Origin of the sequence: Methylobacterium sp. WL1 (assembly GCF_008000895.1) — a bacterium.
Taxonomy (GTDB): Bacteria; Pseudomonadota; Alphaproteobacteria; order Rhizobiales; family Beijerinckiaceae; genus Methylobacterium.
This window is the reverse complement of the sequence record NZ_CP042823.1, coordinates 1,322,767-1,340,210: the sequence shown is the minus strand read 5'-3', so window position 1 is coordinate 1,340,210 and position 17,444 is coordinate 1,322,767. Positions and strand designations below refer to the sequence as shown.

Sequence of the window (17,444 nt, the reverse complement as noted above, 5' to 3'; positions counted from 1 at the left end):
GGGGGCCCGCCCGACGCGCCGGGTTCTCCCGCGCTGGTCCGCACCGTCCCGCATGCCATGATCGACAAGGTCCTTCCGCTCCTCCCGCCGGGCGCCCAGGCGGCCCTGCGCAGGCTCGCCGCCCGGTGGCCGTCGTGTGCGGCCGACGCGCCCGCGATCCGGCTCGACCACGATCCGCGGCCCGGCCCGATGAAGCCGCTGCACCCGCCGGCCGCCATCAACGACAACCCTCTCCAGACTGTCCACGAGGCCGTCGAGCGGGACCTTCGCGCGAGCGGTCATCTGCGCTGAGGCGGCCGGTCAGCGCCCCGCCGGGCTCGCCGGAGCGGGGCGACCGGCCGCCCCCGCCTCCATCCAGTGGCAGGCCGTGGTCCCCGGCACGCCGGCGCACTCGTAGTTCCGCCCACCCAGGGACACCCGGTCGGCCAGGCCGGTGATGTCGGCGCGCGACATCAGGGTGCAGCCGAGATGGTCCGCCTTGGGGTCGGCCAGCACGGCCGCCGCCGCGGGGGCGCCGTCGTGCATCAGCATCCGGTAGTTCGCCAGGGACGGGCAGCCGATCACCTGTCCGCCCGCTGGCCCGGCATTCTTCCTGTCCGAGGCGGCCTTGCCGTGCCCAGTCCGATCTTGGCCCGCGCGAGCCGGCGCCTTGGCCGCCGGCTGTCCCAGCGCCGGCACGGCGCAGAGCCCGAGCGCGAGGGCGGCGACGCGGAGTAGCATGCGTGTCATGCCTCGCCCCTAGCATGGACGCGGGCCGGTTTCGTACCTGCCGCGTCGCCGCGCCCGGGTTCCGTCAGCGGCTCCCAGTGGAGGCCGGGTCGGGAACCGGCGATGGTGCCGTCCCGGGGCACGCCAGCTCCCGGTTGTGTGATGGGGCGGGGACGGACATTCGGGCTTGACCGAGCGGCTGCCATCTGCGAGCGCCGCGGGCGGGACATCGAGAGGAGAGGTCATGGCGACGGCGATCGATAACGATCAGAAGCTCCATCTGGTCTTCGGTGGTGAGTTGCAGGACCTCGACGGCGTCCGGTTCCGGGACATCAAGGGCCTCGACATCATCGGCATCTTCCCGGACTACGCCACCGCGCAGGCCGCCTGGCGGGCCAAGGCACAGGCTACCGTCGACAGCGCGCAGACGCGCTACTTCGTGGTCCACCTGCACCGGCTGCTGGAGCCGCCGGTCGCCTGAGCTGGCCTCCGGCACCGGCCGGTCCGGGCGCCCGCCTGTGCGGCGCGCCCGTGAAGGCATTGTGACACCTTCGGCCCGCTGCTAAGAGCCTCGCCCGTCATCAGATCCATCCGGCCCGGTGCGGGCCGGTTTTCGGAGCGCGGCGCGAAGCGCGGCCGCGATTGGGCGGACGTCATGAAATCCTCGATCAAGATCATCGCCGGCAACGCGAGCCGGCCCTTGGCCGAGGCGATCGCCGCCTATCTCGAATTGCCGCTGGCCAAGTGCATGGTCCGGCGCTTCGCCGACATGGAGATCTTCGTCGAGCTCCAGGAGAACGTGCGCGGCGAGGACGTGTTCATCGTCCAGTCGACTTCGTTCCCGGCCAACGACCACCTGATGGAGCTGCTGATCATGATCGACGCCGCGCGTCGGTCATCGGCCCGGCGCATCACGGCGGTGATCCCGTATTTCGGCTACGCCCGGCAGGACCGGCGCACCTCGGGCCGGACCCCGATCTCGGCCAAGCTGGTGGCGAACCTGATCACCGAGGCCGGGGCCGACCGCGTCCTGACCCTCGACCTGCATGCCGGCCAGATTCAGGGCTTCTTCGACATCCCCACCGACAACCTGTTCGCCGCCCCCGTGATGGTGCGCGACATCAAGGAGCGGCTGCCGAGCGCCGACCGCATGGTGGTCTCGCCGGATGTCGGCGGCGTCGTGCGCGCCCGGGCCATCGCCAAGCGGATCGACTGCCCGCTGGCCATCGTCGACAAGCGCCGGGAGCGCCCGGGCGAATCCGAGGTGATGAACATCATCGGCGAGGTCGAGGGCCGCTCCTGCATCCTGGTCGACGACATCGTCGATTCCGGCGGCACCCTGGTCAACGCCGCCGAGGCCCTGCTCAACGCCGGCGCCAAGGACGTGTCGGCCTACATCACGCACGGCGTGCTCTCCGGCGGCGCGGTCTCGCGCATCGCCGCCTCGCGGATGAAGGAGCTGGTGATCACCGATTCGATCCAGCCGACGCAGGCCGTGAAGCTCGCCCGCAACATCCGGGTGGCGACCATCGCGCCGCTGCTCGGCGAGGCGATCGGCCGGACCGCCACCGAGGCCAGCGTGTCGAGCCTGTTCGACTGACCGCGCGGGTTCTCCGCGGAGACGCGCGGCATGTCTTCGACGCGCCGCACGGCCGGCGCAGCATTCGTCGCAGTTCCGGCGCAGGATTTCGGCGCTACCTCCCGGCTGCGGACGCATCGCGATCCGGGAGGGCGGGCCCTGGGCCGGACGACACTCATCGGCATCCACGGGCTCGCCAACAAGCCGCCCCGGGATGAGAAGGCCGCGTGGTGGCGCGCGGCGATCCTGGAAGGCCTCGCCCGCAATCGCGGCGCCGCGCCGCCCGAGGTGCCGTTCGCCTTCGTGTACTGGGCGGACCTGCGCTACCCGCAGCCCCTGGCCGGCGACCGCAACCGCGAGCCCTACGATGCCGAACCCGGCACCGGCCCGTTCCCGTCCCCGGACCCCGAGCAGGCCGAGCCGACGCTCACCGACCGGATCTATCGCGGCCTCTCGTACCTGGAGGAGGCCACCGGGTTCACCCCGGTCGACGACCTGATCCTGGAATACCGCCTCGACGACCTCTGGGGCTATCACGCGGACGCGGCGTTCCGGGCCGCCGCCCGCGCGCGCCTGCACGAGGCCCTGACCGAGGCGGTCGACCGCGACGTGCTGATCGCCGCGCACTCGATGGGTGGTTTGATCGCCTACGACGTGCTCCGGGCCGCCGAGCGGGACGGGACTCCCCTGCCCCGCTGCACCCTGGTCACCCTCGGCTCGCCCCTGGGGCTCGCCGAGCTGAAGCTGAAGCTCGCGGACGAGCACGGCGACCTGCGCGTGCCGGAGGCGGTCACGGCCTGGACCAACCTGATGGACCGCCAGGACATCGCCACGGTGGGCGACGACCTCGCCGAGACCTACCCGCCCAACGCCGCCGGGGTGCGGGTGCGGGACGTGCCGGTGATCAACGCCTACCGCAGGCCGGACGGCACCGAGAACCGGCACAAATCCTACGGCTACCTGCGGACCCCGGAATTCTCGGACGCCGTGGCGGCGTTCCTGGCCGCCACGGCCTGAGACAGGGCGGTGACCGCCGTCACAGCCGGCCCGGCACCGCCTCGCGCAGCACCCGCTCGGCGGCGGCGTCCTCGATCTTATTGATCAGCCGGCTCGCCTCGTGCTCGTCGCGCAGGGTCTTGGCGAGGGTGAAGGTCGTGCCGGTGAGGAAGAGCGCCGCCATGGCGAGGTAGCCCTTGATCCAGATATCGGCGGGCAGGAAGAAGATCCCGATCGCCAGCATGGCGGCGGCGGCGGTGAAGCTCACCAGCGTGAAGGTCTTCCAGGCGGCGGTGTGGGGCATCTGCGGCATCATCGGTCGTGCTCCTGTGGCTCGGGTGGTTGCTCGGGTGGTTCTTCGGGTGGTTCTTCGGGTGGCGAACGGAACGACGGATCAGGCCTGGGCCCGGAGGCGGTCGAGCACCGTCCGCGGGTCGGTGCGGGGACGGCCGTAGCCGGCGGCGTCGAGGGCGGCCTCGATCCCGGACGCCGCCTCGGCCTCCAGGCCCGCCAGGGCCTCGGCGGCATCCGCTTCGGCGGCCTGGGCCTCGCGCAGGCGCTCCAGCGTCCGCTCGGCCTCACCGAGGGCGCCCGCCGACAAGGCCGTGACCCGGCGCCCCTGGATCCCCGCCCGTCGCAGCGCCTCGGTGGTCCGGGCGGTCTGAAGGCCGCGGTCGAGGTCCCGAAGCCGGTCGCCGCCCTGCCCGACCAGGCGCTTCAGCCGCTCGATCTCGGCGCCGAAGCGGGCGGCGGCGGCTTTGCCGGTCGGAGCGCTCGTCCACCAGGGCGGCGATGTGGATTGCCGCCTCGCTGCCGAGATCCGCGCGTCCGTCGGCGAGCGCCCGGCGCGCCCCGTCCGACAGGGTCTCGATCCGGGCGTCGATCGCGTCCAGCGCGCGGGCCTCGGCGGCGTGGTAGGCCATGGCGACGGCGAGTTCGCGCCGGGCCGTCGCCACGGCTCCCGCCGCCTCCCGGATCTGCTGGCGCAGGATCGTCACCGCGTTTGCGTCGTGGATCGCCTGGGCGTTGTCGGCGATCACGCCGCGCATCAGGAGGGAGAGGGTCCTCATCACGGTTCACCTCGGGGAGCGGCGCACCGGACCCGGTCCGGAATTTGTTGAACGCCGTTCATGAAAGATATAAGCACAGCCCGACGGGCCCGGCAAGGCATTAAATGAACGACGTTCAGAAAAAAGCGAGGGGCCGCCCGCGCAAGGGGCAGACCGACCGCCAGGCGGATCGTCAGGCGCTGATCGTGGCCGCGGTGGCGATCCTGGACGCGGGCGGACCGGGGGCACTCACCGCCCGTGCGGTCGCCGAGCGGGCCGGCACCGCGGTCGGCTCGGTCTACACGCAGTTCGACAGCCTGGAGCTGCTGCGGCTGGAGGCCAACGCCATCACGATGCGGCGCCTGCGGGACGCCCTGGCGGCGGCGCTTTCCGCCTGCCCGTCCCGGGAGACCGAAGCCCGGCTGCTGTGCCTGGCCGACGCCTACCTGGCGTTCGCGGCCGAGCACCATCCCGCCTGGGTGGCGATCTTCGAGCGGCGCACGGTGGCGGCGCCCGCCTCGGTCCAGGCCGACATCGCGGCCCTGTTCGGGGTCCTGGAGGGGGTGCTGCGCGATGGCGGCCAGCTCGCCGAGGTCGCGATTCCGGTGATGGCCCGGGCGCTCTGGTCGAGCGTCCACGGCATGACCTACCTGGCCGATCTCGGCGGCCTCGGGCCCCTCGGGGCGGCGGATGTCCGCCCGATGATCGACGCCCTGGTGCGGGCCGCGGTGCGGGGTTTTCCGTCCGCCTGAACCCGTCCGCGATCAGGGGCTGGCTGGAACGGTCGGGTCTCCGCCCCGATGCCCCGCGAAAGGCCGAGTCCTTCGGGAGCCCGATCGTCCGGTCTCCTGGCGCTCACCACCCCGCGCACAATCTCCTGGATCGCGGCGTTCTGCTCTTCCATGGCGGCCGCGACCCCGACCGCGATGCTGCGCATCTCCTCGATGGTCTGGCCGACCTCGCCGACCGCCGCCACGGCCTGACGGGTCTCGCCCTGGATCCGGGCGATCTGGGTCGCGATCTCGTCGGTGGCCCGGGCGGTCTGCCCGGCCAGCGCCCTGCCCTCCGAGGCCACCACCGCGAAGCCGCGCCCGGCCTCGCCGGTGCGGGCCGCCTCGATGGTGGCATTGAGCGCCAGCAGGTTGGTTTGGCTGGCGATCGACGCAATCAGCCCGACCACGTCGCCGATCCGCTCGGTGCCGTCCGCGAGCGCCCGCGTGGTCGCCTCCCCCTGGCGGGTGGTCTCGGCCGCGCGTCCGACGACCTCCGAGGTGCGGTGCACCTGCCCGGCGATCTCCTGGACCGAGGCCGACATCTCCTCGGTGGCCGCCGCCGCGAGGCCCCGGCTCAGGTCGCCCCTTGGGCCTCGAAGGCCCGGGTCAGGCGGTCGAGCGCGGCGGCGCGGCGGGCGGTCCCTTCGGCCCCCTCCGGAACGAAAATTTCACGCGGAGAGACGGTGCGACGTTACCATTACCGCGCCGTGAAGACCGCGCCGGGCCTTGCGCTTATCGGCATGAGGCTGTCCACTCGGCGCCAATAAAGCCCGGATCCGGACATGAAGCCGGCGGGCCAGGGAGGACACACATGGTGCGTGCGTTGCGGGCGAGGACGATTCCGGGACTCTGCCGTCACCTCTTCCGGGGCGGCCACGTCGCCCTGCTGCTGGCCGGGCTGGCGCTCGCCGCCCCGCTCGCCGTCTCGGCCCAGGCCGACGACGCCAAGGTCCGGATCAGCCGGCAGCCCGGCTTCGTCTACCTGCCGGCGGTGCTGGCCGAGCGGCACAAGCTGATCGAGAAGCAGGCCAAGGCGGCCGGGCTCGGGGACGTCACGGTCGAGTGGGTGAACCTGACCAGCGGCGCAGCCGGCAACGACGCGCTGCTGTCGGGCAACATCGACATCGTCGACAGCGGCTCCACCAACATGCTGCTGCTGAACGACCGCACCCGCGGCGACGTGAAGGGGCTGTGCGGCGTCGGCAGCACGCCGATGCTGCTGCTCACCCGCAACCCGGACGTGAAGACGGTCGGCGACTTCTCCGGCAAGGACAAGATCGCCCTGCCCTCCGTGAAGGTCTCGTCCCAGGCGGTGCTGCTCCAGATCGCCGCCAAGAAGGCTTTCGGCCCCGATGGGGCGACCAAGCTCGATCCGCTCACCGTCCAGCTTGGCCATCCCGACGCGGTGGCGGCGCTGGCCAGCCCGCAGAACGAGGTCAACAGCCACTTCTCGCTGCCGCCGTTCCAGCAGCGCGAGCTCCAGGACCCGGCGATCCACGCGGTGCTCAACTCCTACGAGCTGGTCGGCGAGCCGGTGAGCAACGCGATCTTCTACGCCCGGACCGGCTGGTTCACCCGCAACCCCAAGCTCGCCGCCGCCATCGTGGCCGCCATCGACGAGGCGAATGCCGAGATCGCCAAGGACCCGCTCCAGGCCGCCAAGGACTACGTCGCCGCCACCAACGACAAGACGCCCCCCGAGACGCTGGTGGCGATCATGAAGGAGCCCGGCACCACCTTCTCCACCACCCCGTACGGGATCATGCTCCAGGCCCGGCACTTCTACGCGATGAAGACCATCAAGGCCGAGCCCAAGGATTGGAAGGACACGTTCTTCCCGATCGTGCACGGGCTGCCGGGGAAGTAGGGCGTCGGCCCGGACATTGTTGCCCGCTCCGGGCCGCGTTACGTTCGGGAGCGGGATTGGCGGCTACCGCCGATCCCTGGCATTCACCTGCTTGAGGTGTAGCCAAGCCCAGAGAGGAATGGCGAGGCGGAGCCGGAAGCTCCACCGCCATTCGCTTTTCTGGACCATGCCAGTACGATGACCATTCTCTGCACTCCCGGCCGCATCGGGCCGCGTGCGGCGTTCGCCGCTGGGTCGGTCAGGCTCACATCCGGTTTGTCGCCGGGGCTCGGGCTTCGGTTAATCGGCGCCCGGCGTCCCGAACTCGCGATTGCGCCCTTCCCCGGGCGGCCCTATAGTCGCTCATCCCCATTCGACAGCGTGAGACGGGACTTCCGGATCTGCATCCGGAGCCCGCGGCCCGGTGCCCGGCCCCCGTCCCGCCAGGCCGGAGCACGAGAGTACATGTCCCAGGGTCCGCTGATGCCGAAGGCGACCGCCGTCTGGCTGGTCGAGAACACCTCCCTGGCCTTCGAGCAGATCGCCGACTTCTGCAAGCTGCACCCGCTCGAGGTGAAGGGCATCGCCGACGGCGAGGTCGCGGCCGGCATCAAGGGGCTCGACCCGGTCTCCACCGGCCAGCTCACCCGCGACGAGATCGAGAAGGCCCAGAAGGCGCCTCACTACAAGCTCAAGCCGGCCGTCTCCAAGGTGAAGCTGCCGGAGGTGAAGCGCACCACCAAGGGCCCCCGCTACACCCCGCTGTCCCGCCGCCAGGACCGGCCCAACGCCATCCTGTGGCTGCTGCGCAACCACCCCGAGCTGAAGGATTCGCAGGTCATCCGCCTGGTCGGCACCACCAAGTCGACGATCCAGCAGATCCGCGAGCGCACCCACTGGAATTCCGGCTCGCTCCAGCCGATGGACCCGGTGACCCTGGGCCTGACCACCCAGATCAACCTCGACTTCGAGGTCCAGCGCGCGGCGGCCGACCGCCCGGCCGCGCTCGCGGCCGATTCCGGCGCCTCGCTGCTGCCCACCGAGGTCTCGACGGCCCCCGAAGCCGAGGACGCCGGCGAGCATGGCGGCCGTGAGGAGCGGATCGACGCCGATTCGGTCTTCGCCAAGCTCAAGGGCCGGCATCAGGGCGAGGACGACGAGGCGTAGGATCGGCGATCCGCGCCCCGCGCCCGCCGTGGGCGAGGGGCGCATCCGCGATGGGCGTCTCGGCAGGTGCGCCGACGTCCCTCCCCTTCTCCGGCGGGCAGGCCGAGGCCGTCAATCCGGGAGCGGCTTCCCGGTCGTCTCCGGCATGAACCACGGCACGATCAGCCCGATCGCGTAGACGCTCGACATGGTCAGGGCCGCGGCGGCCACGCCGCCCGACAGGGTGACGATCTGCCCGGCGATGATCGGGAAGATCCAGGCGATCAGTCGCGCACCGTTGAACACGGCGCTGGCTGCCGTCGCCCGCACCGCCGGGGTGAACAGTTCCACCAGGTAGATCGCCATCCACGAGAAGGCGAAGCCCAGGGTGAAGAACCCGTTCAGGAACGCGAGCCCCATGAAGGGCACCAGCCCGCCCGTCCAGAGATAGCAGGCGAGCGAGGTGACGATGCAGCCGGCATACGTGATCAGGAGGAAGGTGCGCCGCCCGACCGCATCCGCCACGAAGCCGGAGAGCAGGTAGGCGGTGATCGCCCCGACATTGTAGATGATGCCCATGCGCGGGCCCCACACGTTGGCGGGTTCGCCTGCGACCTTGGCCAGCCCCTCCGTGTAGGCCGGCAGCCAGGACGAGACCGCCCACCAGCCCACCGTCGTGGCGAACGACATCAGGGTGGCGAGCAGGACCCGCCGGCGGCTCTCGCGTTCCCGGAAGATCTCCGTCAGGGAGAACGGACGCCGTCCCCTGCGCTGCGTGCTCGCGGCGTCCTCGGCGGTGGCGGCCCAGCGCTGCTCACGAAGGGCCTGCATCCACTGCTCGGACTCCTCCAGGGCGCGCCGGAGGTACAGGCAGACGAAAGCCGGAAGTGCCCCCAGCGCGAACATGATCCGCCACGATTCCGGGCCGAGCGGTTCGAAGGCGGCGAGCAGCGCCCAGACGATCGCGGCGAGCACCGCACCGCCGCCGAAGCCCGATTGCAGGAAGCCGCAGCCCTTCGGCCGGGCCCGGTTCGGCCAGGTCTCGGCGACCAGGGCGATGCCGGTGGACCATTCGGAGCCGATGGCGAGGCCGGTGATGAACCGCAGGATCGCGAGCTGAGCGAAGCTCCCGGCAAACGCCGTCAGCCCCGTGAACAGGGCGTATCCGAGGATGGACAGCATCATCATGCGCTTGCGGCCGATGTAGTCGGCCGCGATCCCGCCCATCAGCCCGCCGAGCCCCCAGCCCAGGAGGGTAATCCCGATCGCCGCCCCCACGTAGAAGGCCGGCGCCTGGGCCTGCTCGGGGGTGAGGAGCGATCCGAGGGCCGGGCGGAGCGCGTAGACCAGGGCGACCGCCTCGTAGCCGTCGAAGATCCAGCCGAGATAGCTGCCCCAGAGAATGCGCCAGTGCCGCCGGGTCAGGCCGGCGTGCCAGGGTGCGTTGGCCCCATCGGGTAGCCGGACATCGCCCCCACGCATCGCTCGCGCCCTCCCGGTGGGACCGCAACCGACGCGGCCCCCTCCCCGGCAGGTATACAGGTCGTCGCCGCCGCGTCGGCGCGTGCAGAGGCTTGGGTGACACTATTCGTGTCGTGCTGCGCCATATTCGCACCACGCCGTGCAGTCTCCGGGCCGCGCCGAGGCCCGGCTCAGCGGGCCGCGTCGAAGGCGCCCAGGAAGGTCGTCAGATTCTCCGGCAGGGCCGCGCAGAGGTAGCCGCCCTCCTGGACGATCGCGGTGGGTAGCCCGGCGCGTGCGATTCGCTGCGCCGCCGCGGCGAAGCCCGCTCCGGTCACCGTGAGGACGCCGATCGGGTCGTCCGCCGCGGCGTCGAGGCCCAGGGCCACCACGAGGCCCCGCGGCCGGAACGCCGCGATCGCCGCGAGCCCGGCCTCCACGGCGGCGAGCCAGGGCGCGTCGCCAGAGCCCGGCGGCAGCGGCAGGTTGCGGTTGAGGCCGGCGCCGGGCCCCGCCCGGCCTCGTCGGCATATCCGGCAAAGAATGGGAAGTAGTCCGACGGGTCGGCGTGGACCGAAACGGTAAGCACGTCCCCGCGGGCATAAAAAATCCCCTGCGTGCCGTTGCCGTGGTGCACGTCGATGTCGAGGATCGCCACGGGGCCGCCCCCGGCCGCTCGCATCCGCTCCGCCGCGATCGCGCTGTTGTTGAGGAAGCAGAAGCCGCCGGCCGAATCCGCGTAGGCATGGTGGCCGGGCGGCCGGCACAGCGCGTAGGCGTGGCCGACCGCAAGGGCCGCGTCGGCGGCCGCGACGGCGCATTGCGCCGCGCCGTAGACCGCCGCCCAGGTTCCGGCCCGGATCGGCGTCGAGGTGTCGGCGGTGTAGAGCCCGGCGAGCCCGAGCAGGCCGGCGGGCGTCCGGTGCATCTGCGGGCGCGCGAAGCTGCCCGTGAGGATTTCGTCGGCCACCCCCGGGATCTCCGACCGGCGTGCCCAGGCCTCGGCCAGGAACGCGAGGTAGCCGGGATCGTGCACCGCCCGGATCGGGTCGAGGCCGTGATCGGCGGGCTCCGCGAGGGCGTGGCCGCCGTCCCGGGCCGCTTCGTGCAGGATCGCGTAGCGCGAGGCCTGCTCGGGATGCGGGATCGGCGTGCCCCGCCGCAAATACTGGTCGGGATCGTGCCGGGCGGAGGCGGCGGTGTGGAAGACGCGCATGGGGGCAGGTTAGGCGCAGCTTTGCGCCGCGTCACCCCGGCTCGGTCCGCGGTGCCGGCGGTGTCGCGCCCGGTGGGCCCGATGCACCAGGGCTCTGCGCACCAGGGCTCTGCCTTGGTCCCGCGAAAGGTCTCGCCCGTTCGAAGCCAGGATTTCCGGGGATCAGGACGTATGCGGCCTCATCCGTGGCGCCTGTAGGCGGGCTCGTCGGCGTCGGGGCTGTCGACGAGCCGGCCCGCCAGGACGGGCGTCTCGGCCGCGATCTCGCGGAGCAGGGTCGGCACCCGGGCCCAGGGCTCGGTGACGGCGTGGGCGTCCCGCCGGCCGGTGGCCCGCTCCTGACCGCCGGCCACGAGGACGTCCGGCCAGCGCGCGCAGAACGCCTTTACGCAGGCCGGGTCGAAATGGCGGCCGCTGTCGGCCCGGATGCAGGCCAGCGCCGCCTCGAACGGCATCGCCTCCTTGTAGGGGCGCTGCGTGGTCAGGGCGTCGAACACGTCCGCCACGGCGACGATCCGGGCCGCCAGGGGGATCGCGTCGCCCGCGAGCCCCTTCGGGTAGCCGCTGCCGTCCCACTTCTCGTGATGCGCCTCGGCGATCTCGGCGGCCAGCCGGATCAGCTCGGAGGAACTGCCGCCCAGGATGCGCTGGCCGATGGTCGCGTGCGTCTTGATCAGGGCGAACTCGTCCGGATCGAGCCGGCCGGGCTTCAGCAGGATGCCGTCCGGGATGGCGACCTTGCCGACATCGTGCAGCGGCGCGGCGAGGTACAGGTTGCGGCAGGCCTCCGCCGGCAGGCCGAGCGCCTCGGCCACGATCTGGCTGTAGCGGGCGACCCGCCAGGTGTGGTCGCCGGTGTCGTTGTCGCGATACTCCACGGCCAGCGACAGGCGGAAGATGATCTCCTCCTCGCGCTCGCGCATGTGCCGCAGGGCGGCCTCGACCTCGCCGTCGAGCCAGGCGGCCTGCTCGGCCAGCCGCCGCACCGCCTTGGCGAGGCGGATCAGGTTGCGCAGCCGCACGGTCTGCTCGACGCCGCGCATGGACTTGTCGAGGAAGTCGGTCGCCCCGGCCTCGAGCGCGGCGAGCCGCACCGCGTCGGAGATGTCGCTGGTCACCATCGCGATCGGCACCTGCGCGTAGTGCGGGATGGTGCGCATGCGCTGGATGAACGCGATCCCGTCCATGGCCGGCATGTGGTAGTCGACCAGCACGATGTCGAAGGCGCGCATCTGCGCCTCCAAGAGGGCGGCGGCCGGGTCGGCGTAGTCGGTCACGCTGACGTCGGGCTTGGCCTCCAGCATCTGGCGCAGGCGCAGGCGCATGGTTGCGCTGTCGTCAACCAGGAGCGCGTCCATCATGGCGTCTCGCCTCGCTCGGCGGTCCGGATGCAGGATGGGCGGGGCGTCGGCGCCGCGATCACGGCAGCCCGCGGGCGCCGGGAGCCGCGGGTCTCCGACGTCGGATCCGGAGGGCTGGAAGCGGTCATGATCCGATCCGGTGACGATCGCGGGTGACGGTGCCGTCCGCGATCGGGGAAGTCTCGGCGGTGATGCGATACATTTGGAATAGTGCACGTTAAAGGGGGGTAAATGATTTCGCCCTCGTGCTCTTGGATTATAACTTGATATGCGTCAGTAAATATCAGATTGAGGTTGGATTGACGCAGTCTTTTATGGATCGAGAACATAATATTTCAGAATGAGTAGTGCGATTACAAATGATATCGACCGACGAAAATGTCGATCCGGTGCCTGTGTTGATTCTGCGGTGTCCGATCCCCCGTTGCGCCGCTCCGGTTGCCGACGCGGCTTCGGGCGACGCGGCCTCCGGCGGTCGCTGACACGCGTGCCGGGCGACGCTACCGTCCCGCGCCGTCGCTGCGGGACCAAGGCGCCCGGTGGTGCCGCTGCTGAGAGGGGCCTTCGGCGATGATGCGGTTCGATCTCACCGACCTCGGCTTGTTCCGGCACGTGGTCGAGGCCGGCTCGATCACCCACGGGGCGGCGCGGGCGAACCTCGCCCTGGCGGCCGCCTCGACGCGGATCCGGATCATGGAGGATTCGCTGGGCGCCGCGCTCCTCACCCGAGGACGGCAGGGCGTCAGCCCGACCCCGGCGGGGCGCACGCTCCTGGCCCATGCAAGGGAGATCCTGGCCGGCGTCGAGCGCCTGCGCGAGGAGATGGCGGTGTTCTCCGGCGGCGCGGCCGGGCAGATCCGGGTGCTCGCCAACACCAACGCGCTGACCGAGTTCCTGCCCGACGCGCTCTCGGCCTTCCTGGCCGGCCATCCCGGGATCGGCGTCGAGATCGACGAGCGCACCTCCGAGGAGATCGTCGGGCTGGTGGCCGAGGGCGCGGCCGATCTCGGCATCCTGTCCGGCACGGTCGATACCGGCTCGCTCCAGACCTTCCCGTTCCGGGAGGACCGGTTCGTGCTGGTGGCGGCCCGGGACCATCCCCTGGCGGCGCGGGCCGACATCCCCTTCGTGGAGGTGCTCGGCCACGACCTGGTCGGCCTCGACCGGCGCAGCGCCATCAGCCGGTTCCTGGTCGCCCAGGCAGTGCGGGAGGGGCGGCCGATGCGTCTGCGGGTGCAGTTGCGCGGCTTCGATGCCGTCTGCCGCCTGGTCCAGGCCCGGGTCGGGCTCGCGGTGCTCCCCGAGAGCGCCGCCGCCCGGGCGGCCCAGGGCCTCGCCATCGCGGTGGTGCCGCTCTCCGATCCGTGGGCCCGCCGCGACCTGACCCTGTGCCTGCGCGACCTCGACGGCCTGCCGCCGTTCATGCGCGCCTTCGTGGCGCAGCTGCGGGGCTGAAGCGTCGTCCCGAGTCCATCGATCCTGATGTGATCGGCGAAATCGCGGTAGGTTGCGCGCCCGGTCTTCGAAGGCCGATTCTCCGATGTCCCGCACATCGGAGCGGTGCCGGGATCAGCACAGCAGGAGGTACCGTGAACCGTTTGCTCTCCCGGGGCGGCATCGCCCTCCTTCTCGCCATGGGATTTCCGGGTGCGGTGGAACAGGCGCACGCCGCATCGTCCGCGATGAGCAGGGTCGCGTTCGCGTGTCCCGCGGGGCGGACGCTCACGGTCGAGTTCGACACCGCCGACCTGAACGCGCCGGCCGTCGTTCACCCGCCCGCCGGCCCGTCGGTCACCTTGCCGGTCGAGCCGCACGCGGATGGGATCCAGTACGGAGACGCGAGCCATGAGCTGCGCGGCAAGGGGCGCACCGTCACCTGGACGGAGGCGGGCAAGCCCCCTCTCACCTGCACGGAAGTCCGCTCCGGCAAGTAGCGCCCGGCAAGGAACGCTCAGCAAGGAACGCTCAGCAAGTCAAAACCCAACCGGAGCGGGCGCCGCTATCGAGCCGAGGAAGATCCGGGCCGGGCGGTAGATCCGCTAAGATGCAGCAGTTCAATCAGAAGATGAGCATGCCGCCGGAGCCTGCGCGGCAGCGTAAACGTATGTTTCCGGGGTCGCGAAAAATTACGTACGTGCTTTACAGGGTTCCCGATCGCTATCATTCATGCGTTTTCGCGCGTTCAGGTTCTGGCGCGGCCGCAGGACGACTTTCAGATGACAGCAATGGGCAGCGCGGTGGAAACCTGCGACGTGGCCGTGGTGGGGGCCGGGCTGGCCGGGAGTTGCCTCGCCGGGGCGCTCGCCCGCGCCGGGACCCGGGTCACGCTGATCGACGCCCAGGCCGAGCGCGGTGAGGCACGCCGCGACTTCCGGGCGGAGAAATTCGGGGCCGACCAGATGGCGCTGTTCGAGGGCCTCGGCTTCGGCCGGGCGCTCGCCGCCTGCACGACGGCGACCGAGGAGGTCGCGGTGGTGCGCTACGGCCGCCTCGCCTACCGGGAGGCCTCCCGCGAATGGGGCGCGCATTATCCGGTGCTGGTCGGGGCCGCCCGGGCCGCCCTGCCGGAGGGGCTGCTGACCCCCGGCCGGGTCGCCGATTTCGACCTCGGGCCGGATCGCCAGATGCTCTCCCTGAGCGACGGCCGCCGGATCGAGGCGCGCCTGGTCGTGCTCGCCACCGGGCTCGGGCAGGCGCTGCTGGCCAAGGCCGGCATCACCAAGCGGGCGCTGAGCCCGCGTCACTCGCTGGCGGTCGGCTTCGACATGGCGGCGCCCCGGGCCGCCTTCCCGTTCCCGGCCATGACCTACTTCTCCGAGGGGTTCGGCGGCCGCGACGCCTACCTGACCCTGTTCCCGATCGGGGACGTGATGCGGGCCAACCTGTTCTGCTACCGCGATCCCGGCGAGCCGTGGGTCGCGGCCCTGCGCCGGGACCCGGAGGCGGTCCTGCGGGCGATGATGCCCCGCCTCGCGCGGCACTGCCCGGACCTGTCGGTGTCCGGCCCCCTCGAAGTCCGGCCGATCGACCTCGCCCGGGCCGACGGGGTGGAGCGCGACGGGCTGGTGCTGATCGGCGACGCCTTCCAGACCGCCTGCCCGATCCCGGGTACCGGGATCGGCAAGCTGCTGACCGATGCCGACCAGCTCGCGCGGGTCCACGTGCCGGCCTGGCTCGCCACCCCCGGCATGGGCCGGGACAAGATCGCCGGCTTCTACGCCGACCCGGTCAAGCAGGCCTGCGACGCCCGCAGCCTGCGCGCCAGCGTCTACGCCCGCGGCCTCGCCGTGGAGACGGGCGCGCTCTGGCGGGCCCGGCGCCTGCGCAACCGCGTCGCCCGCACGGCGATTCGCCTGGTCAAGGATGGGCCGCGGGCCGCCGCGGCCTTGGCACCCGGGTTGCTGCCGATGGGGCTGTAACGTTCGGCGTCGTCGGGGCACCACTCTGACAACCCGCCGAAGGGCTCGCCCTTTGGAAACCAGATCCCGCGCCGCAGGTCTTCGTCGCGGCGCGGCCATGGGGTAGCGTCGCGCTGATTCCGCCGGGGGGCGGAGGAGGTTTGCGCATGCCGATCGAGACCGTGGACGCCGCCGGGAGCCGGAGGGGCGCCGACCTGCTGCTGGATGTGCTGCGCTCGGAGGGCGTGCGCTACATCTTCGGCAATCCCGGCACCACCGAATTGCCGCTGATCGACGCGCTCACCGAGGCGCAGGACATCGGCTATATCCTGGCCCTGCAGGAGGCGACCGCGGTGGCGATGGCCGACGGCTACGCGCAGGGCGCGCGCCGGCCCGCCTTCCTCAACCTGCACACCGCCGGCGGCCTCGGCCACGGCATGGGTGCGCTGTGGAACGCCCAGGTCAGCGGCACGCCGCTCGTGGTGACGGCCGGGCAGCAGGACCTGCGCCACGCCCTGTCCGACCCGCTGCTGATGGGCGACCTCGTCGCCATCGCCGACCCGGTGGTGAAGTGGGCGCGCGAGGTCACGAGCCCGGACCAGATCCCCGTGCTCCTGCGCCGGGCCTTCCACGATTGCGGCGCCGCCCCGTCCGGTCCGGTCTTCCTGTCCCTGCCGATGGACGTCATGGAGGCGATGACCACGACCCCGGCGGGCGAGACCTCGACCATCGACCAGCGGGCGGTGGCGGGCTCCCTCGATCGCCTGGCCGAGAAACTTGCCGCCATCGCGCCCGGCCGCCTGGCGCTGATCGCCGGCGACGAGATCGACGCCTCGGACGCCTCCGCCCAGATGGTGGCGCTCGCCGACCTGCTGGCCGCGCCGGTCTACGGCTCGTCCTGGCCGGCCCACATCCCGTTCCCCACCGCCCACCCGCTCTGGGCCGGCAACCTGCCGACCCGGGCCGACGCCATCGCCGAGCTCCTCGGGCGCTATGACGCGGTCTTCGCGCTCGGCGGCAAGTCGCTGATCACCATCCTGTACTCGGAGGTCTCGGCGGTGCCGCCGGGGACGCAGGTGTTCCAGCTCTCCGCGGATGTCCGCGACCTCGGGCGCACCTACGCCACCAGCCTGTCCACGGTGGGCGACATCCAGGCCTCCCTGAACGCGCTGCTGCCGCTGCTGGCGCCGCGCGTGGCCGACCGGACCGGCGCCTTCGCGGAGTTGCGCGCGGCGGCGACGACGGCCCGGGCCGAGCGCCGGGCGCAACTCGCCGCCTCGGCGGACGCCGCCTTCGACGATCCGGTGATCGCCCCCCTGGTCGCCGCCCGCGAGGTGGCCCGGGCCGTGGGGGCGCAGACCACGATCATCGACGAGGCGCCCGCGACCCTGACCCACCTGCGCACGTTCCTGAACAGCAACTCCGTCCACCAATACGCCGCGATGCGCGGCGGCGTGCTCGGCTGGGGCATGCCGGCCGCGGTCGGTTTTTCCCTCGGCATCGACCGCGCCCCCGTGGTCTGCGTCGTGGGCGACGGGGCGGCCATGTACTCGCCCCAGGCACTCTGGACGGCCGCGCACGAAAAGCTGCCGGTCACCTTCGTGGTGATCAACAACGCCGAGTACAACATCCTGAAAAACTTCATGAAGGGGCAGGCGCACTACGCCTCGGTGCGCGCCAACCGCTTCATCGCCATGGATCTCACCGACCCGCGCGTCGACTACCTGGCGCTGGCCACCTCCATGGGGGTGCCGTCGCGGCGGGTGACCCGGGCCGCCGACATCGCCCCGGCGATCGAGGCCGGGATCCGGTCAGGGGGCGCCAACCTCGTGGAGGTGGTGGTCCGGGCGAGCTGACCGGGGGCGCCCGGGGGCATCGACCCCGAACACGGGCGGAGTCCGAGGGCCCGGC

17 protein-coding genes and 2 pseudogenes are annotated in these 17,444 nt (G+C 71.8%); 11 read left to right on the top strand and 8 right to left on the bottom strand.

All coding sequences use genetic code 11. The features are described from left to right. Positions 1-57 precede the first annotated feature (57 nt). A complete protein-coding gene (locus FVA80_RS06865; protein ID WP_147907825.1) occupies positions 58-291 on the top strand; it encodes a hypothetical protein in 234 nt (77 codons plus the stop codon). A 9-nt stretch (positions 292-300) separates the two neighbouring features. Here the strand turns inward: FVA80_RS06865 and FVA80_RS06860 are convergent, their stop codons facing one another. Then, on the bottom strand, positions 301-729 hold the full coding sequence (locus FVA80_RS06860) for a hypothetical protein (RefSeq protein WP_147907826.1): 429 nt from the start codon (positions 727-729) through the stop codon (positions 301-303). 223 nt (positions 730-952) lie between these two features. Here FVA80_RS06860 and FVA80_RS06855 point away from each other — a divergent pair, with 223 nt between their 5' ends. The 3 genes from FVA80_RS06855 (at position 953) to FVA80_RS06845 (ending at position 3,304) form a co-directional block, all read left to right on the top strand. Next, positions 953-1,189, top strand: coding sequence for a DUF4170 domain-containing protein (locus tag FVA80_RS06855; RefSeq protein ID WP_147907827.1), 237 nt, complete (start codon positions 953-955; stop codon positions 1,187-1,189). Positions 1,190-1,363: 174 nt separating this feature from the next. Beyond that, positions 1,364-2,308, top strand: a complete 945-nt coding sequence (locus FVA80_RS06850; protein ID WP_147907828.1) for a ribose-phosphate pyrophosphokinase — start codon at positions 1,364-1,366, stop codon at positions 2,306-2,308. Positions 2,309-2,338: 30 nt separating this feature from the next. Beyond that, a complete protein-coding gene (locus FVA80_RS06845) occupies positions 2,339-3,304 on the top strand; it encodes a hypothetical protein (protein WP_246692294.1) in 966 nt (321 codons plus the stop codon). A gap of 19 nt (positions 3,305-3,323) precedes the next feature. Here FVA80_RS06845 and FVA80_RS06840 read toward each other — a convergent pair whose 3' ends face one another. The 3 genes from FVA80_RS06840 to FVA80_RS06835 all read right to left on the bottom strand — a co-directional run bounded on the left by FVA80_RS06840 (position 3,324) and on the right by FVA80_RS06835 (position 4,353). Beyond that, positions 3,324-3,599: a YiaA/YiaB family inner membrane protein gene (locus FVA80_RS06840; RefSeq protein WP_007563059.1), complete on the bottom strand. Its 276-nt coding sequence runs from the start codon at positions 3,597-3,599 to the stop codon at positions 3,324-3,326. A 78-nt stretch (positions 3,600-3,677) separates the two neighbouring features. Beyond that, positions 3,678-3,884, bottom strand: a complete 207-nt coding sequence (locus tag FVA80_RS31060; protein ID WP_246692293.1) for a hypothetical protein — start codon at positions 3,882-3,884, stop codon at positions 3,678-3,680. Continuing rightward, positions 3,862-4,353, bottom strand: a complete 492-nt coding sequence (locus FVA80_RS06835; RefSeq protein ID WP_246692292.1) for a PspA/IM30 family protein — start codon at positions 4,351-4,353, stop codon at positions 3,862-3,864. The genes FVA80_RS31060 and FVA80_RS06835 overlap by 23 nt, the downstream gene beginning before the upstream one ends. 104 nt (positions 4,354-4,457) lie before the next feature. Here FVA80_RS06835 and FVA80_RS06830 point away from each other — a divergent pair, with 104 nt between their 5' ends. Continuing rightward, a complete protein-coding gene (locus tag FVA80_RS06830) occupies positions 4,458-5,084 on the top strand; it encodes a WHG domain-containing protein (protein ID WP_147907830.1) in 627 nt (208 codons plus the stop codon). Between the two features lie 107 nt (positions 5,085-5,191). Here the strand turns inward: FVA80_RS06830 and FVA80_RS31055 are convergent. Beyond that, a pseudogene (locus FVA80_RS31055) lies at positions 5,192-5,665 on the bottom strand (methyl-accepting chemotaxis protein); the annotation flags it as partial. Between the two features lie 251 nt (positions 5,666-5,916). Here FVA80_RS31055 and FVA80_RS06820 point away from each other — a divergent pair. Beyond that, a complete protein-coding gene (locus FVA80_RS06820; protein ID WP_147907831.1) occupies positions 5,917-6,972 on the top strand; it encodes an ABC transporter substrate-binding protein in 1,056 nt (351 codons plus the stop codon). Between the two features lie 444 nt (positions 6,973-7,416). After that, positions 7,417-8,118, top strand: coding sequence for a cell cycle transcriptional regulator TrcR (locus tag FVA80_RS06815; protein ID WP_147907832.1), 702 nt, complete (start codon positions 7,417-7,419; stop codon positions 8,116-8,118). Positions 8,119-8,229: 111 nt separating this feature from the next. Here FVA80_RS06815 and FVA80_RS06810 read toward each other — a convergent pair whose 3' ends face one another. The 3 genes and pseudogenes from FVA80_RS06810 to FVA80_RS06800 all read right to left on the bottom strand — a co-directional run bounded on the left by FVA80_RS06810 (position 8,230) and on the right by FVA80_RS06800 (position 12,132). Next, positions 8,230-9,579, bottom strand: coding sequence for an MFS transporter (locus FVA80_RS06810; RefSeq protein ID WP_147907833.1), 1,350 nt, complete (start codon positions 9,577-9,579; stop codon positions 8,230-8,232). A 170-nt stretch (positions 9,580-9,749) separates the two neighbouring features. After that, positions 9,750-10,774 (bottom strand): annotated as a pseudogene (locus tag FVA80_RS06805) (histone deacetylase family protein). A 179-nt stretch (positions 10,775-10,953) separates the two neighbouring features. Then, on the bottom strand, positions 10,954-12,132 hold the full coding sequence (locus FVA80_RS06800; protein WP_246692500.1) for an HD domain-containing phosphohydrolase: 1,179 nt from the start codon (positions 12,130-12,132) through the stop codon (positions 10,954-10,956). A 573-nt stretch (positions 12,133-12,705) separates the two neighbouring features. On the opposite strand from FVA80_RS06800, the gene FVA80_RS06795 reads away from it, so the two are divergent. The 4 genes from FVA80_RS06795 (at position 12,706) to FVA80_RS06780 (ending at position 17,389) form a co-directional block, all read left to right on the top strand. Then, on the top strand, positions 12,706-13,590 hold the full coding sequence (locus tag FVA80_RS06795) for a LysR substrate-binding domain-containing protein (RefSeq protein WP_147907836.1): 885 nt from the start codon (positions 12,706-12,708) through the stop codon (positions 13,588-13,590). A gap of 134 nt (positions 13,591-13,724) precedes the next feature. Next, complete coding sequence (locus tag FVA80_RS06790; protein WP_147907837.1) at positions 13,725-14,069, top strand: MliC family protein; 345 nt, start codon at positions 13,725-13,727, stop codon at positions 14,067-14,069. A gap of 282 nt (positions 14,070-14,351) precedes the next feature. Further along, on the top strand, positions 14,352-15,554 hold the full coding sequence (locus FVA80_RS06785) for an NAD(P)/FAD-dependent oxidoreductase (protein ID WP_147907838.1): 1,203 nt from the start codon (positions 14,352-14,354) through the stop codon (positions 15,552-15,554). 146 nt (positions 15,555-15,700) lie between these two features. Continuing rightward, on the top strand, positions 15,701-17,389 hold the full coding sequence (locus FVA80_RS06780) for a thiamine pyrophosphate-binding protein (protein WP_147907839.1): 1,689 nt from the start codon (positions 15,701-15,703) through the stop codon (positions 17,387-17,389). The last annotated feature ends 55 nt before the right edge of the window (positions 17,390-17,444 follow it).